This is a genomic window from Aquabacterium sp. A7-Y (assembly GCF_026153205.1).
Lineage (GTDB): Bacteria > Pseudomonadota > Gammaproteobacteria > Burkholderiales > Burkholderiaceae_C > Caldimonas.
In genome coordinates this window covers 36,235-49,745 of the sequence record NZ_JAPFBW010000034.1, presented here as the reverse complement: position 1 = coordinate 49,745, position 13,511 = coordinate 36,235, and the positions used below count along the sequence as shown (strand labels likewise).

14 protein-coding genes, 1 tRNA gene and 2 pseudogenes are annotated in these 13,511 nt (G+C 66.9%); 11 read left to right on the top strand and 6 right to left on the bottom strand.

The annotated features are described in order from the left end of the window. Nucleotides 1–7 precede the first annotated feature (7 nt). Both OOT46_RS24975 and OOT46_RS24970 read left to right on the top strand, forming a co-directional pair. Entirely contained in the window at nucleotides 8–1,252 is a 1,245-nt protein-coding gene (locus OOT46_RS24975) for a heme biosynthesis HemY N-terminal domain-containing protein (RefSeq protein WP_265406341.1), read from the top strand. Nucleotides 1,253–1,297: 45 nt separating this feature from the next. Beyond that, nucleotides 1,298–1,374: transfer RNA gene (locus tag OOT46_RS24970), tRNA-Arg, on the top strand. Between the two features lie 301 nt (nucleotides 1,375–1,675). Here OOT46_RS24970 and OOT46_RS24965 read toward each other — a convergent pair. After that, nucleotides 1,676–2,062, bottom strand: a complete 387-nt coding sequence (locus tag OOT46_RS24965) for a hypothetical protein (RefSeq protein ID WP_265406340.1) — start codon at nucleotides 2,060–2,062, stop codon at nucleotides 1,676–1,678. A gap of 88 nt (nucleotides 2,063–2,150) precedes the next feature. Between OOT46_RS24965 and OOT46_RS24960 the strand changes: the two genes are divergently transcribed. Together OOT46_RS24960 and OOT46_RS24955 are read left to right on the top strand one after the other, a co-directional pair. Continuing rightward, nucleotides 2,151–2,402: a helix-turn-helix domain-containing protein gene (locus OOT46_RS24960; protein WP_265406339.1), complete on the top strand. Its 252-nt coding sequence runs from the start codon at nucleotides 2,151–2,153 to the stop codon at nucleotides 2,400–2,402. Nucleotides 2,403–2,487: 85 nt separating this feature from the next. Continuing rightward, nucleotides 2,488–2,661: pseudogene (locus OOT46_RS24955) on the top strand (helix-turn-helix domain-containing protein); the annotation flags it as partial. Between the two features lie 134 nt (nucleotides 2,662–2,795). Here OOT46_RS24955 and OOT46_RS24950 read toward each other — a convergent pair. The 3 genes and pseudogenes from OOT46_RS24950 to OOT46_RS24940 form a co-directional block, all read right to left on the bottom strand. Continuing rightward, nucleotides 2,796–2,873: pseudogene (locus tag OOT46_RS24950) on the bottom strand (integrase core domain-containing protein); the annotation flags it as partial. Nucleotides 2,874–3,017: 144 nt separating this feature from the next. Further along, nucleotides 3,018–3,416 (bottom strand): hypothetical protein, encoded by a 399-nt coding sequence (locus OOT46_RS24945; RefSeq protein WP_265406338.1) that lies wholly within the window; start codon nucleotides 3,414–3,416, stop codon nucleotides 3,018–3,020. A 32-nt stretch (nucleotides 3,417–3,448) separates the two neighbouring features. After that, nucleotides 3,449–3,700 carry a hypothetical protein gene (locus tag OOT46_RS24940; protein WP_265406337.1) on the bottom strand — a complete coding sequence of 84 codons (252 nt, stop codon included), beginning with the start codon at nucleotides 3,698–3,700 and terminating at the stop codon, nucleotides 3,449–3,451. Nucleotides 3,701–3,778: 78 nt separating this feature from the next. Here OOT46_RS24940 and OOT46_RS24935 point away from each other — a divergent pair, with 78 nt between their 5' ends. Further along, nucleotides 3,779–4,195: a GFA family protein gene (locus OOT46_RS24935; RefSeq protein WP_265406336.1), complete on the top strand. Its 417-nt coding sequence runs from the start codon at nucleotides 3,779–3,781 to the stop codon at nucleotides 4,193–4,195. On the opposite strand, the gene OOT46_RS24930 is transcribed toward OOT46_RS24935, so the two are convergent. Next, nucleotides 4,192–5,361, bottom strand: a complete 1,170-nt coding sequence (locus OOT46_RS24930) for an MFS transporter (protein WP_265406335.1) — start codon at nucleotides 5,359–5,361, stop codon at nucleotides 4,192–4,194. The genes OOT46_RS24935 and OOT46_RS24930 overlap by 4 nt on opposite strands. Nucleotides 5,362–5,993: 632 nt before the next feature. On the opposite strand from OOT46_RS24930, the gene OOT46_RS24925 reads away from it, so the two are divergent. The 5 genes from OOT46_RS24925 to OOT46_RS24905 all read left to right on the top strand — a co-directional run bounded on the left by OOT46_RS24925 (nucleotide 5,994) and on the right by OOT46_RS24905 (nucleotide 10,979). Further along, nucleotides 5,994–6,971 (top strand): cytochrome-c peroxidase, encoded by a 978-nt coding sequence (locus OOT46_RS24925; protein WP_265406334.1) that lies wholly within the window; start codon nucleotides 5,994–5,996, stop codon nucleotides 6,969–6,971. Continuing rightward, on the top strand, nucleotides 6,968–8,797 hold the full coding sequence (locus OOT46_RS24920) for a DAHL domain-containing protein (protein ID WP_265406333.1): 1,830 nt from the start codon (nucleotides 6,968–6,970) through the stop codon (nucleotides 8,795–8,797). Before OOT46_RS24925 ends, OOT46_RS24920 begins: the two co-directional genes overlap by 4 nt. Beyond that, nucleotides 8,794–9,801: a response regulator gene (locus OOT46_RS24915; protein WP_265406332.1), complete on the top strand. Its 1,008-nt coding sequence runs from the start codon at nucleotides 8,794–8,796 to the stop codon at nucleotides 9,799–9,801. Before OOT46_RS24920 ends, OOT46_RS24915 begins: the two co-directional genes overlap by 4 nt. A gap of 309 nt (nucleotides 9,802–10,110) precedes the next feature. Continuing rightward, the gene (locus OOT46_RS24910) at nucleotides 10,111–10,737 is read left to right on the top strand and encodes a glutathione S-transferase family protein (RefSeq protein WP_265406331.1); all 627 of its coding nucleotides are present in this window, start codon (nucleotides 10,111–10,113) and stop codon (nucleotides 10,735–10,737) included. Between the two features lie 20 nt (nucleotides 10,738–10,757). Further along, nucleotides 10,758–10,979, top strand: a complete 222-nt coding sequence (locus OOT46_RS24905) for a hypothetical protein (protein WP_265406330.1) — start codon at nucleotides 10,758–10,760, stop codon at nucleotides 10,977–10,979. A 22-nt stretch (nucleotides 10,980–11,001) separates the two neighbouring features. Here OOT46_RS24905 and OOT46_RS24900 read toward each other — a convergent pair whose 3' ends face one another. Beyond that, entirely contained in the window at nucleotides 11,002–11,997 is a 996-nt protein-coding gene (locus OOT46_RS24900) for a hypothetical protein (protein WP_265406329.1), read from the bottom strand. 625 nt (nucleotides 11,998–12,622) lie between these two features. Here OOT46_RS24900 and OOT46_RS24895 point away from each other — a divergent pair. Then, entirely contained in the window at nucleotides 12,623–13,477 is an 855-nt protein-coding gene (locus OOT46_RS24895) for a mechanosensitive ion channel family protein (protein WP_265406328.1), read from the top strand. The last annotated feature ends 34 nt before the right edge of the window (nucleotides 13,478–13,511 follow it).

Here is a 13,511-nt window from a genome sequence, read left to right as displayed (position 1 = left end):
TCCCGCGATGCGCACCATCATCTGGACCATCCTGTTGTTCGCCGCCGCGGTCGTGGCGGCGACTTTCCTGGGCGCGAACGATGCGCTGGTGACCCTGTACTGGGCACCATGGCGCCTCGACGTGTCCTTCAACCTGTTCATCATCGCGCTGGTGCTCACGGTGGCGGTGGTCTACGTGTCGCTGCAGGGCGTCAATGCCCTGGTCGGCCTGCCGAGGCGGGCGCGCGAATGGCGCCTGACCAAACGCGACCGTTCGGCCCAGCAAGCCTTGCGTGAGAGCCTGGCCTTGTTTTTCGGGGCCCGCTACACGCGGGCCCACAAGGCCGCGCAGCGCGCGATGACCATCCACGACGAGACGCCCGAGCTGGGCAGCGACCCCGAGTTCACGATGCTGGCCCATCTGCTGGCCGCCGGCAGCATGCACCGGCTGCAGGACCGCACCCGACGCGACGACCACCTCTCGCAGGCCCTGGCCGCGGCGCGTGGCAGCGGCACGCGCCCGGCCGAAGAAGGCGCGCGCCTGATGGCGGCCGAGTGGGCGCTGGAGGACCGCGACGCCGACCGGGCGCTGGAGCTGATCGGCGAGCTCTCGCCCGGCGTGGCGCGCCGCACCCAGGCCTTGCGCCTGAAGCTGCAGGCGGCGCGTCTGGCACGCCAGCCGCTCGATGCGCTGCGCACCGCGCGCCTGCTCGCCAAGCACCAGGGCTTCTCGCAGGCCGCCGCAGTGGGGCTGCTGCGATCGCTGGCGATCGAAGCGCTTGAGTCCGCGCGCGACGCGGACCAGCTGCGCCGCGTGTGGCAACAGCTCGACGCGGCCGACCGGCGCGATGCTTTCGTCGCCTCATGCGCTGCGACCATGATGACCGAGCTTGGCTCGGCCGAGGATGCACGCGCCTGGCTCAAGCCCTTCTGGGACCAGGCCGCCTCGCTGGGCAGCGAGGAGCGCGCCGAGTTGACCCGCGCCCTGGTCGCCTCGCTGCGCGGCATGGGCGTGGACTGGCTGCCGCGCCTCGAGGCAGCGGCCCAGGCCGACGTGCGCGACCCGCACCTGGCCTATGCACTGGGCTGCGCGCTCGCCGAGGTGCAGCTGTGGGGCAAGGCGCGCCAGCAACTGGAGCGCTGCGGTGCCGACCCGCGCCTGCCTGCCCGCGAGCGCCGTGCCGCTTGGCGCCAGCTCGCCGCCATGGCGGAACGAGAGGGCGACCAGGCCCGGCTGCACAGGTGTTTCAGAGAAGCTGCAGAAATTGAGTGACAAACCAAAAAATCCAGTGCTATACTAGCGCTCTTGATTGATTCAGCGGCTGTAGCTCAGTTGGATAGAGTACTTGGCTACGAACCAAGGGGTCGTGGGTTCGAATCCTGCCAGCCGCGCCAGATTGCATAAGCAAGTGAACGCCTCAGAGGTGACCGCCTCTGAGGCGTTTTTCTTTGGCGTGACTTTCTGCGTGACTTTTTGGTCACGTCAGCCATTGACCACCCGAAGCAGGGTGGTGCGATCCTGGGTCTCTTGCACCCGGTTCGCCCTCTCCACGAGTCGCGAAATCGTGCGGTGGCGTAGTGCTGCGGCATTCCTTCAATGGCATGTCCGTCGCCCCAACAGCAAGGCCCTGTCTTCTTCTGCCACTCCTCTGCCTCTATGGCACGCAGTACGGATGGACCGAGCCAGCGTGTCGGGTCAAAACGGCAGGTGCTGCGGGTGCTCGCCTGCCTTGGAATAAAGCAACTTCGCCAATCGCATGTTGTCCATCATCAAGCGGGCGATGGTCCTCTCCTGCCTGATGATGCGGTCCCTTGCCGCGGCCAGCTGCGAATCTGGGTCAGCGTGCGGCCACGGACCTTGAATGGCCGCAATCTTGATGGCATAGGCGAGCTGGATGCGAGGAGTACCCTGCAGTGCCTCGATGGTGTAGCGCTTGCCCGTCTGCACAGCGATGGCCTCGATCAGCAGGGCCCAGGAGAGTCGAGGGCCAGGCCACGCTTCAAGGATGTCGATGACACCGTCAACATCGGAGTCGAGCAAGTCATGCGGGCCCATCTTGGGAGGGGGAGCTGTTTGGTTCATTGGGCGCCTTCCTGGATAAGCAAGTTTGCTTAATATCGTACATGGCAGCGCCACAGAATGGCTAGTCCTTTTTGCAAGCTGGCAACCCATGGACGTAGTCGAAGCTTTTGGTGAAGTGCTGCGAGCTGAGCGCCTACAGCGTCAGCTGACGCAAGGCGATCTAGCCTTGCGCGCGGGCTTGCACCTGCAGCACATCAGCAAGATTGAGCGAGGTGATTCGGGGCCGACGCTGGTGACAGTCTTTGCGTTGGCGGACGCGCTTGAGCTGTCAGTGCCGGCTCTCATGGAGCTGGTTGTCCGGAAGATCTCTTCGGGTCGCCGCGCGTCGAGGGACAAGTAGGTGAGTCTCTCGACTGTCGCAACTGTCAGTTGATGAGTGACCCACCTAGGGGTAACTCGCTTCGAGCGGAATTGCTAGGCTATCTATGGACGTGGTTGAAGCGTTTGGTGCTGTGGTGCGGGTTGAGCGTCAGCAACGTCAGCTCACCCAGGGTGACCTTGCGCTTCGCGCGGGCTTGCACCTGCAGTTCGTGAGCAAGGTCGAGCGAGGAGTGGCGGAGCCGAGCTTGACGACAGTCTTCGCGCTTGCGAATGGGGTTGAGCTGTCAGTGTCGGCCCTCATGGACGAGGATATCTTCCAGTGGTTGTGCAGCGAAGCCCAGGTAGAGGCGACGCCCGCTGATCAGGCGCAACCCGTTGTCAATGGCATTTCAACTTTCCCCACCCGCGGCAAGCTCAGGCACTCATCTCGGAACTTGCCCTTGAAGCTCTCGATGTAGCCGTTCTGCATCGGCTTGCCGGGTGGGATCCGCAGGTGCCGTACGCGATGCTCAATCGAACGCCAGGTGCAGGGAGGAGAGCAGCTGCTGCGAGTTGTAGTTCTCGCCCGCTTCGCGACGTCTTTCAGTCGCCTCGGCTGTCGGGTCGCCGATCGTCCATATTGAAACGGCGAAACTCAGCGGTGCCCATACTCACGAAGGATGTCGCCCGACGTGCTGCTGCACACATACGTGATCGACCGGCCACGGGCGCTGAAATTTCCGAGACCTCTTTCTCCCGGCGCTGGTTTCACAACGAAGCTGATGGACAAAGCCATGGTGCAGGGCAGATCAGCGTCGTCGTCCCTGGTTCGCTCTTTGAGGACCAACTCGAAGTGGCTGATGTTCTGCCCTGTCCCGGCAAAGGCCTGGAAGGCATTGCGCAAGGCGACCGTCGCCGCGGTACTCAACTCGATCTCGCGACCGCCATGCACCGTGAGCCAGGTCCCTGCTGTGGCACCGCATCCGGGAGCGAAAGCACCCTCAGTGACGTCCGTACCGTCGCTGACGTCGGAGGAGCTTGAGGATTTCGTCATGGCGCGGCCTTCATTGGAGACTCGATTTCCTTTTATGGAGTATCGTCAAGCTCAAAGCTTTTTCGCAAGAGGTCGAGCGCCAGTTGCACTCGGTCGACGGCCTCGCCTGTCAGTCCACCCTGGTTGTTGCCGATGCGCTGCCAGCCATGGAGGTAGTAGCGCAGAGCCACGGCATGACAGGCCTCGGTGGGAACTGCGTCGGTTGAACGCGAAAAGGCGGGCCAGTTGAACCAACCGCTCGGGACATCGTCCTGGCGCAGGTCAGGGGTAGCGATGGTGGTCACGGCACACGTCTCTGCGTTGCAAGTTCACGAGGAGCCGGGAATACTAAGACCGCCGCAACCACCTGTGCTCAGCGACCCATGGACCACGCCGGACACGAAACCACCGGAAGCTGCCTGTGTGGCCAGATCCGGTTTCGCATCCAAGCCCCGCTCGCGCCGATCCAGGTGTGCCATTGCAGTCAGTGCCGCAAGGCGCAGGGCGGCCCTGTCGCCACCAACATCCCGGTGGCCGAGGCAGACTTCCGCTTCGAGGGGGGTGAAGAGCTGCTGACAGCGTTCACGTCCTCGCCGGGCAAGAGCCGCTGTTTCTGCAGCCGCTGCGGATCGCCGATCTTCAGCCGCCGCGATTCTTTGCCCGGCGTGCTGCGGGTGCGCGCGGGGCTGCTCGATGAGCCGGTGTCCGCACGGCCGGCCTTCCATGCCTATGTTGCGTCGAAGTGCAGCTGGTGGACCGTGGACGATGGTCTGCCCCAGTTTCCGGGACCGCTGGCCTAGCGGATCGGTGGGGAGGTGGGGGCCTGCGCCAGCCGCAGGAGGGGCCTGAGCCAGGCGAGCGACAGCAGGATGGCCCCAGCGGCCAACAGGTTCATCGCCGTGAAGCCGCCGGCGGTGGTGTCGAACGAATGGCGCGCCAGCAGCGCGCCTGCCGCCATCGGGCCGAGCGCCATGCCGATCTGCGTCGAGGCCGTGAAGAGGGAGTTGTAGAGGCCGCGCTGGTGGGCCGGGACCTGGGCGACGAGCGTCTGCAAGGCCACCAGACGCAGCGTGAACGCGAAGGACACCACGGCGTACCCTGCCATCACATGCCAGAGTGCCGTCGACGACGGAATCAGCACGTGGGCCGTGGCCGCCACCATGCTCGCCAGCACCAGCGCTACCTTGCTGCCCATGTCCTTCAGCACCTTGGCCCAGGACACCGAGACCCCGAACGAGCAAACGCCGCCGGCCAGGAAAGCCAGCGCGCCGCGTGACGGCTCGATCGACAGAGCCCTTTCCATCCAGGCCACCAGAAAGGCGTTGAGGGCATAGCCGGCTGCGAACGACAGGAAACTGAAGAGGAGCAGGGCACGCGAGGCGGGCGCCTGCAATGCGTCGAGGTAGCCTCGGAGCAGGCCCGCTGTGGGCCCGGCGCCGGTGGGGACCTCGGGCAGCGCGAACCAGATGCCGGCCGCCGCGACGATCGACGGCAGGCCCAGCACGAGGAAGGCTGCCTGCACCGACCAGGCGTGCGCGACGTGCACCACCAGGGGCACGCCACCGGCAGTACCCAAGTAGAGACAGGCGCTCGCGATGCCGATCGCCGAGGCCGCTCGCTCCTTGGCCACGCAATCGGCGAGATAGGCATAGGTCCCTCCGCCGATCGCAGCCACCGAGATGCCGTTCAGCGCGCGCATCACGAACAGGCTCGCGAAGTCCGGGGCGAGGCCGCACCCGACCGTCGTCACACCGAACGCAAGGGCAGCGACGGCCAGGATGCGCCGGCGGCCCAGGCGGTCGGAAAGGGGGTCGGCCACCAGGTTGAACGCGGCCGACAGCATCGCGTACACGGTGATCAGCAGGCTCACGTCCTGCGTGGTCACGCGCAGTGCACGGACGAGATCGGGCATCAGCGCCGCCACGATCAGCAGATTGGCTGCGAAACAGAAAAGCAGCACGCCCATCAGGACGACGCACAAAGCTTCCCGCTGTCGTTGCGGCCGGGGGATGGGCATCACAAGCGATTGATGGGCGGTGGAGGAGGGGGAGCGTCCGACCCGGACGTGCGCGTGTGGTGCGCAAAGATAGGCGGGGAACCTCCCTCGATTTTTTCAGTTCGCCGTCTGTTGCTTCGCGGCGGTAGCGGCGCAGCATTGCGTGCTTTCGGACGTAGGGATGTCATTCCGACGACAATCGCAAAGAAACAAAGTGATGAAAGGTGAAAAGGCGAAGACCCGCCAAAGGCCCGGGTAACAGGTGGGGAGATCGGGGCGCAAACGCACGTCGGCGAGTGCTCGCTTCTTCTTTGCGGGTGCGTCTTCGCTTCGCCTCGTGCCTCATGTTGTCGCCCATGCGACGCGGCCAGCAGGTAACGGAGGCCACCATTGCTTACATCGCGCACCGAGCTTTCGGCTCGGCGCGGTGACGGGGGAGCCGCGTGATGTCGTCAGGCGACGACATGCGCGTGAGCTTCTTCTCGGACTGTGACTATTTCTGGATGTTTCCGGGCTTAGACGGATTCCATGACGGCCAGGCCTTGGATCCAATCAGCGGGCCAGATCAACGGCGCGATGTCCAGAATCGCGAGGGAGGCCAGATGAAGGCGACGATACGAAGTTCCACTGCAGTCAAGGCGCTTGTCGTCGTTGCGGTATCCATCCTGTCCGGGGCTGCCTGGGGGCAACTGAGCGAGCCGATCTCGCCGCTGCCGCTCGCGCCGGCGGCCGACCCCCGCAAGGTCGAGCTGGGTTCCAAACTCTTCCGGGACACGCGTTTCGCGAGTGACAACTCGGTGTCCTGCCTGTCCTGCCACAGCTTCCAGCACGGTGGCGCCGATCCCCGGCCGTTCTCGGTGGGGGCGAAGGGGGCGGTCCACATCTTCAACACGCCGACCGTGCTCAACTCGGGCCTCAACATTCGGCAGCAGTGGACCGGTGGTGCGGCCAGCCTGGAGGAGCTGACGAACCTGGTGGTGAAGAGCCCGCGGGTCTTCAACTCCAGCTGGGAGCAGGTGATCGGCAAGCTGTCGCAGGACGCCCCGCTGGTCCAGGGCTTCAAGGCCGCCTATTCCGACGGCATGACGGCAAAGAACATCGCCGATGCCCTGGCCGTGTACCAGCGCTCGCTGATGACGCCTGCACGCTTCGACCGCTACCTGCGCGGCGACGCCAACGCCATCACGCCGGTCGAGAAGCTGGGCTACGAGAAGTTCAAGGCGTACGGCTGCGTCGGTTGCCACCAGGGCAGCAACGTCGGGGGCAACATGTTCCAGCGCTTCGGCGCCGTCGGCGACTACTTCGCGGCCCGTGCCGCGGCGGGCCGGCCGATCACGGACGCTGACCGCGGCCGCTACAACGTGACAAAAAATCCCGAGGATCTGCACGTCTTCAAGGTGCCCAGCCTGCGCAACGTGGCCCTCACCGCACCTTACTTCCACGACGGCTCGGCCAAGACGCTGGAGGAAGCGGTGGATGTGATGTTCCGCTACCAGCTCGGCCGCACCGCCGCCAAGGCGGACCGCGAGGCCATCGTCAAATTCCTCGGCTCCCTCTCCGGCGAGGCGCAAAAACCATGATGCAACGGCCCACCTTGCGCCTCCTGGCGTCCGCCGCCCTGCTCGGTGCGCTCGCCGCCGGCTGGGGTTATCTCTACAGCAACAGCCGGGCCGTCAACACGGACCGGCAGAACGTCACCCTCGGGCTGCTGAAGGACCTGAAGCAGATCGACACGGACTGGGGCGCCGACGTGCTGCGTTCGCAGGCCGACATCATCAAGTCCTACGACCCGCTGGTGCGCCCGCTGCATGCGATCGCCGATGTCATTCAGCGACTCGAGGGCGACCCCACCGTGCACCAGGACGCGTCGCTGATGGAGGCGGTCCAGTCCATCCGGGCGGCCGTGGCGAGGAAGTCGGACTACATCGACCGCTTCAAGGCGCAGAACGCGCTGCTGAAAAACTCGCTGAACTACCTGCCCACGGCGCGCAGGGACATCGAGAACGGGATGGGCAACGCCGGAGACAGCACCGCACCGGCCGCGGTGCCCGTGGCGACACCCAAAAACGCCGCTTTCGTCCCGGTGCGCTGGGAGGAGGCGGTGCCCCTGCTGGTCAACGACACGCTGCGCTACTACTCGGTGCCGGACATCGGCGTCTACGACACGCTGCGCGGCGAGGTGCAGCGGGTGCGCCTGTCGCTGCCGGGCTATTCGGCCGAGGTGCGGGAGCCGGTCGGCAATCTGCTGCTGCACGTCGAGACCATCCTGAAGCTGCGCAGCCGGCAGAACGACCTGCTGCGCGATATCGCCTCGGTGCCGGTGCAGGCGAGCGTCGACGACCTCGCGCAGCGCCTCACGACGCGTTTCGATGTCGCCTTGAAGGAGCAGGCCAGCAACAGCCGGCTGCTGCTGTTGTACAGCGCGATGTCGCTGGCCCTGGTGTTCGGCGCGGCGGGCTGGATCGCCTACCGCAACGCCACCGAGCGCCGCCGCCTCGCGGTGCTGCTGGAGCGGCAGACCAAGGTGCTCAAGGAAAACGAGGCCCAGCTGATCCACGCGCAGAAGATGAATGCGCTGGGCGAAATGGTCGCGGGCATCACGCACGAGGTGAACACGCCGCTGGCTGCCGTGAGGAGCGGGCTGCAGAGCACGCGTGAGCTGATGGGGGTGATCTCGGAGACCTTGCAGAAGGACGCCGAGCTGGCCCAGGCCGTCGCGGCGGCCGACGGCAACCGGGCCGAGCCGCTCGCACAGCGCTTGCGCAGCTCGGTCGAGGCTCACCAGGAGCTGGCCTCCGTCGACGCGGTGGCCCTGGTGGGGCAGCTGGTGGACGGCGGGATCCGCAGCGTCGATCACATCAGCGGCGTAATTACCAACATGCTCAATTTCTCGCGGCTCGACCGCAGCCGCATCGCGCCGGCACGCCTCGAGGAAGGCCTCGAGAGCACGCTGGCGATGGCCGCGCACTTCCTGAGCGGCGTCAGCGTCGAGAAGCAGTTTGGTGACACCCGGCCGGTGACTTGCGATATCGCGCAGATCAACCAGGTGCTGCTGAACCTGGTCCGCAATGCCGCGCAGGCCCTGCCGGAAAGCGGTGGTCGCATCCAGCTTCGCACCCGCATGGCTTCGCCCACCTTGGTCGAGGTGAGCGTGGCCGACAACGGCAGCGGCATTCCGCCCGACGTGCTGCCCCGCATCTGGGAGCCTTTTTTCACCACTAAAAAGCAGGGTGCGGGGACCGGGCTCGGCTTGAGCACGAGCCGCAAGATCGTCGCCGCGCATGGGGGGACGCTCAAGGTGGTCTCGACCTCGCCGGCAGGCAGCACCTTTACGATGGTCCTGCCGGTGACGCCGCCGGCCGAGCTGCAGCAGCGTCAGGCGGCTGCCGGAGCCACGGCATCATGAGCGCGGTGACGCCGCCGGCGCCCGGCATCGACAAACCCACCCTGCTGTTCATCGACGACGAGCCCGCCATACTCGCCGCGCTGCGCATCGTTTTCCGCTCCACCTACCAGGTGGTCACGACCACCGACCCCGGCGAGGCGCTCGCGCTGCTCCGGCAGCGTGACTTCGATGTGGTCGTGAGCGACCAGCGCATGCCCCGGATGCAGGGCGTGGAGCTGCTGCACGAGGCGCGCAGCGTGTCGCCACACACCACCCGCATCCTGCTGACCGGGTACTCCGACGCCGAGGCGATGGTGGGCGCCATCAACGAGGGCGAGGTGTACCGCTTCGCGCACAAACCCTGGGACAACGCGCAGCTCAAGGGTCTGGTCGACGAGGCGATCGAGGTGGCCCGGCAAGTGCGCCGGCCCGAGCTGCCGGAAGCGGTCCCGAGTGCGGCTGCCGCGGCGGGCGACGCCGCCGAGCCGCGGCAGCTGGTGGTTGTCCTGGACGGCTCGTCCAAGCTGTATGCGGCGGCCAAGGCGCACCTCGGCGAAGGCGTCGACCTGCGCCACGCGCCCGACCTGGGTGAGGTGGTGCAGCTCATCGAGCAGCAGGCCTTCGGCGTGCTGGTGTGCGCGCTCGATGCCTACAGCCAGGACGACAGCCGGCGCCTGCACGCGCTCAAGCGCGCCTACCCGCACCTGCTGGTCATCGCCGTGTGCGATTGCACCGATTCGGATCGCCTGGTCGAGCTGATCAACCACGCGAAGATCTTCCGTTTCGTCAAGAAGCCGGTGCCTTGGGCCTTGCTGTCACGTTATGTCGCCAGCGCCCTGGCCCAGCTGGCCGAGGTGCGGCGCAACCCGGCCTTGCTGTGCCGGCAGGCGGCGGCTCCGATGGAAGGCGCGCTGGCTTTGCAAGGCGCCGGCCTGTCGACGCTCGGCGCTGCGGCGAGCCCCGCTGCGGCTCCGGGCCGCTCCTTCGGAGCGACCTTGGCGCGCCTGCTCGGCTTCGGGCGCTAGCGGCCTGACGCCCCGGCTCGGGATGGCAGTCTCGGGCCTTGCTCCCGTCAGGTGAACCGCCGCGCTCATTGACGAGGGCCCCCACGAGAACGGCCCGGTTGCCGTCGACGTTGAGCCGGTCCACGACCAACTTCACCTTCTGGTCCGCCAGCCGCTCGGCGAGCGGGCGTGTGGCGCGGTCCGGTCCGCTTGTCGCGCCGATGTGGACAGCTGCCAGGCGAATTGCTATGGTGTTGTGGACGTCATCCACATTTGCGCCTGCCCAGGCCGTGGCGACGCCTCGCCTCGTCTCTCCCGAAGGTCCGGACCATGCAACTTTTCTACGCCAAGACCTTGAACCCGCGCAAGGCCTGCGCCGTCGCGCGATACCTGGAACTGCCGGTGGAGTTCGTCTCGGTCGACCTCGGTGCCGGGCAGCACAGGACGGCCGATTTCCGCGCGCTCAACCCGAATGCCAAGGTGCCGGTGCTGCTCGACGGCGACAAGGTGCTGTGGGAGTCCAACGCCATCATGTGTTACCTCTCGGACAAGGCCGGCGCCGACCTGTGGCCTCACGACGAGCGTCAGATCGAGGTGCTGCGCTGGCTCTGCTGGGACGCCACCGAGTTCGCGCCGCAGGCGGGCACGCTCTATTTCGAGCGCCTCATCAAGCCTTTTTTCATCGGTGCCGAGCCCGACGCGGCCGAGATCGACAAGGCCGAGCGCGGCTTCCACCGGTATGCCCGCATCCTCGAGGGTCACCTGAAAGGCCGCCGCTGGCTGGTCGCCGACCGCTTGAGCGTGGCCGACTTTGCCGTCGCCATCGTGCTGCCCTACGCGGCCGAGGCGCGCTTGCCGCTGGAAGCTTATCCCGAGGTCCGGCGCTGGCATGCGCAGCTTGAGGCGCTGGACGCCTGGCGGCAGCCCTTCCCGGCGGATGCCGTCGCGCCGCACTGAGCCGCGCCGAGGAGGCCGACATGTTGCAGATGGAAGTCGTCGCCGGAGCCGGACTGCCGAAGCCGGAGACCCCGCTCAGCGAAGCCGACTACCTCCGGCTCGCCGCCCGCTTCGATGCCTTGTGGAGCGGGCCCGCGACGGCGAGCGCGCGCCGGGAGATGGACCTGCTGATCGTTCTGATCGAGGCCTACGAAAGCGGCGCTGCCCCGGGGCAGGGCGGCGCTGGCTTGCAGGCGGCCTGAACAACCGGCCGGTGGTGCCCGGCTAGGCGATGAAGTCGAGCGGGCTGAGGACCATGCCGCCCCCCGTCACTTCATAGGTGAAGACCGGCAGGCCGTTCTGGGCCGCGCCGGCCGCCTTCAAGGCGCGGACCAGCTTCTCGAACTTGTCCTTGCTGTCTTGCCAGGTGACGCCGCCATCGGAGAGCGGGGTCGGCCTCAGGATGGGGCTCCAGATCAGCCCCACCAGCGCCTCCTTGCGGATCTGGCAGCTGCGCACCTCGTTGTGTTCCACATTGGGTTGGCCGGCCAGCTGGCGCAGGATCTCGGCCATGTCGATGGCGGTCTTGTCCGGGGTCTGGGCGACGTCCTTGTCGCCGAACTTCTTGTTCGAGGACATGTCCTTGAGCGCGTACTCCACATACCGATCGGCAGTCTGGGTCCAGTCGACGATCAGTCCGACCGCGCGCTTGCCCTCGGTGGGGTGGAGCTGGAAGAGGTACTGCGCGATGCGCGGGTGCGCGTAGGTCCACGAATCGGCATACATGCCCGCCACCGAGCGTGTGCTGGCCTGCGGCGCCGTGTCGGGCTCGGTGACGCACTGGCAGTTCTTGATCTGCACGCTGCGCAGCCACAAGCCGTGCTTCTCGTACGTCTTCAGGATCTCGGCGACAGCTGCACCGCCCGCACTGGAGCGACGGGCCACCACCGCCGTGGAGCCGCCGCTGGCCGATCCCGAGGGCAGGCTCTGGTTCACAGCCAGGGGCGGCTTCGTCACGCGGGTGACCGGCGGCGCGAGGGTGACGGGCTGAGCGCTGGCGATCTTCTGCAGCACCGGCGCCGGCTGCGCGGAAGTGCCGACTTGCGGGGCCAGGACCTGCTGCGGCTGCTGCGGCTGCGCGGTCCGGACCGGGAGCTGCGACAGCCGGGCGGGCTTGGCCGGCACCTGGGGCCGGACCGGAGCGACGGGTCGCACCGGCTGCTGGCTGGCCGGCTCGGCGGTGTCTTCGGTGTCGGGCGCAAGCCGCATCGTTCCAGCCATGCCGCAACCGGCGTTTTTGCATCGCACGGTCATGGTCGGCGAGGTCCAACCGCATCTCTCACATCTGAACATCTTGTTTCCTTGTTCTGGTCTCCCTGGAGCAGGGCGTTCGGGTCAAGAGGCGCAAGGGGAGTCGGCCGTCAAGGCCGGCCTCCCGCTGCAAGTGCAACCCAAGACAGCCGGCGCCGGCGCAGGCCGGTGCCTCGAGGGTGCAGACAAGCGTGGCCTGCAATGCGGAACCGGTATCTCAGCCGTTGCCGAGCTTGCAGGCAGGGCGGGATTCGCATGCTGCGGCAGACCGGTGGTGCCGTCTCTCCCTATGGTTTGGGGGGCTCACTGGATAACCTCCGTGCTGCGCACTGCGGTGCGAGCCCCTTCGGGCGGCCGGGCGGGGCTCATTGGATAACCTCCGTGCTGCGCACTGCGGTGCGAGCCCCTTCGGGCGGCCGGGCGGGGCTGGTTGGATAACCTCCGTGCTGTGCACTACGGTGTGAGCCCCTTCGGGCGGCCGGGCGGGGCTCACGCCCCTTGCCGTCGAGCCGCTCTTCAGGGCCGCAGGGCGGAGCAGCGACGCCGCCAATGGTGGCGAAGGCACAATCCTCCCCTTCGCGTCATCCATGTCTCCATGCAGCAACTCGTCGAGCTTCTCCATCGTTTTGCGGTCGGTGATTCCTTGCGCCTCACGCTGACGCTGGCCGTGATGATCGGCGCGACCGCCGTGCTGCGGCTGTCGCAGAAGCACCTGATCAATCGCGCCGGTTCCATGGCCGAGAAGCGCGAGCGTTTCGTGCTGAGCCGCAACGTGATCATCCTGGCCGCGCTGGTCGCGGTGGCCGCGATCTGGTTCTCCAAGATCGCCGGCTTCGCGCTGTCGCTGGCCGCGGTGGCGGGCGCCATGCTGATCGTCAGCAAGGAGGCCATCTCCAATTTCCTCGGCTTCGCGATGATGACCATCTCGCGGCCTTACCGCCTCGGCGACTACATCCAGATCGGCACCGCCGGCGGCCGGGTGGTCGACATCGATGCGATGTGCACCACCCTGATCGAGACCCTCGAAGGCCACCAGGCGACCGGCCGCACCGTCACCGTCCCGAACGCGATGCTGCTGACCCAGCCGGTGCGCAACCTGAGCGTGACCGGCCAGTTCGTCGTGCATCTGCTGCACCTGGGCCTGGAGCCGACCGACGACCTGCTGGCGCACGAAGCCGTGCTGCTGGAGGCCGCGGGCGAGATCTGCGAGCCGTGGCGGACCGAGGCCAATGCCCACCTGAGCCGCCTGGAGCAGATCAGCAACGTCGACCTGCCCTCGGCCGAGCCGCGTGTGATCATCGAACTGGGCGATGCGAAGCAGGCGACACTCGCGCTGCGTTATGTGTGCCGGCCCAACGAGCGGGTCAAGGTGGAGCAGGCCATCCTGCGCCACTACCTGGCGCATCGCCCGGCGCCGTCGCCCGTCGACAGGCCCGACACATCGGACTGAAGGCGCGGCACAGTCTGCTGCCGGCCCTGGCCTG